Source organism: Comamonas sp. 14P8.1.4 (assembly GCF_057799285.1).
In genome coordinates, this window is record NZ_JBYOKN010000024.1 from 1 (window position 1) to 1,334 (window position 1,334).

The window sequence follows — 1,334 nt, forward strand, 5'->3', positions numbered from 1 at the left end:
CGGTGTCATGCCCACCGACATGGCCAAGGCTACTTTGGGCGATGAAGTGCCTGATTTCCTGCTGGACCTGCATGCCATCCGGCGCATCGCTACGCTGGAGGAAGTGGCGGGGCTGGTGAGCTTCTTGGTCGGCCCGCACGGCGGCTACATCACCGGTGATGTGATCAGCGTCAGCGGCGGCAGCAATATCTGAGGGTGTCAATCCCTCCCTAAAAAAGCCTGCTTTGCGGGCCTTGGGGTGCCTGCCCCACCGAGTACCGCTCTCTGGCGCGGTCAGGCACTTCCAGCACCCACAGGCCGCCGATATAGTCGCCACCTGCATCGTGGCGGCAGCCACCGGCCAACACAATCTCATCGGCATGGCGGGCCAGATACTACAGGTGCGCCTGCCCGTATTGCGCACGCACCGCCAGCATGGCGGGCGTGTCGGTGAAGATCGCGACCCAGCGCATGCGATCGCTGAGCTTTAACCCAGGGCCGCAATCACATCGGCCGTCGCCTGCACCAGCTCAATGAGTACGCCCTCCCCGGCAATCGGGAACTCGTCATTGCTCTTGGGGTGCAGGAAAGTGATGTCGTAGCCCGCAGCCCCCTTGCGGATGCCGCCCGGGGCAAAGCGCACGCCGTTGGCAGTCAGCCATTCCACGGCCTTGGGCAGATCGTCAATCCACAGGCCGATGTGGTTGAGCGGCGTGGCGTGTACGGCGGGCTTTTTGTCAATGTCCATGGGCTGCATGATGTCCACTTCCACCTTCATCGCACCCTTGCCCATGGCCAGAATGTCTTCATCGACGTTTTCACGCTCGCTTTGGAAGGTGCCGGTTTGCTCCAGCCCCAGCATGTCCACCCACAGTTTTTTCATGCGTTCTTTGTCCGTGCCGCCGATGGCGACTTGTTGGATGCCCAGAACCTTGAACGGTCGTACTTGAGTGCTCATTGATGTCTTCCTTGAAAATTTTTAAGAGAAATGGGTTTGCACCCATGTAAGGTATTCGGGGGTTTGGCGGATGGGGTCTAAGTGCTCATCGTCGCGCCAATGCTCGGCCAATTGATGGCTGGCCCTTGCCAGTTCCAGTTGCTCTACCGCTTGAGGAAGAAGTCCCAATAAACTGTCAATACAGGCCAAGTTGTATGCCAGCTCAGGTGTTGCTTTCGGTAATTTGGCGATGTACTGAGCGGCAAAGGTTTTCGCTTGTCGCAAAATTTCCAAGCTGGTTTCACGGTCACCTGTCGCATGCAGTGCATCCGACTCATCGCAAAAAGCACTCAACCAGTTATTAGCAGCCTCATGCTTATCTGGATTGATACGCAGTGCCTGCTGATACTTCTCACCA

3 protein-coding genes are annotated in these 1,334 nt (G+C 57.8%); 1 reads left to right on the forward strand and 2 read right to left on the reverse strand.

The window, feature by feature from the left end:
• On the forward strand, nt 1-193 hold a 193-nt coding region (locus tag AC27VO_RS16435; protein WP_488667791.1), incomplete at its 5' end, for an SDR family oxidoreductase.
• Nucleotides 194-466: 273 nt separating this feature from the next.
• Here AC27VO_RS16435 and AC27VO_RS16440 read toward each other — a convergent pair.
• Both AC27VO_RS16440 and AC27VO_RS16445 read right to left on the reverse strand, forming a co-directional pair.
• On the reverse strand, nt 467-937 hold the full coding sequence (locus AC27VO_RS16440) for a VOC family protein (protein ID WP_488667792.1): 471 nt from the start codon (nt 935-937) through the stop codon (nt 467-469).
• A 21-nt stretch (nt 938-958) separates the two neighbouring features.
• A partial coding sequence (locus AC27VO_RS16445; protein WP_488667793.1) for a TPR end-of-group domain-containing protein occupies nt 959-1,334 on the reverse strand: 376 nt, incomplete at its 5' end.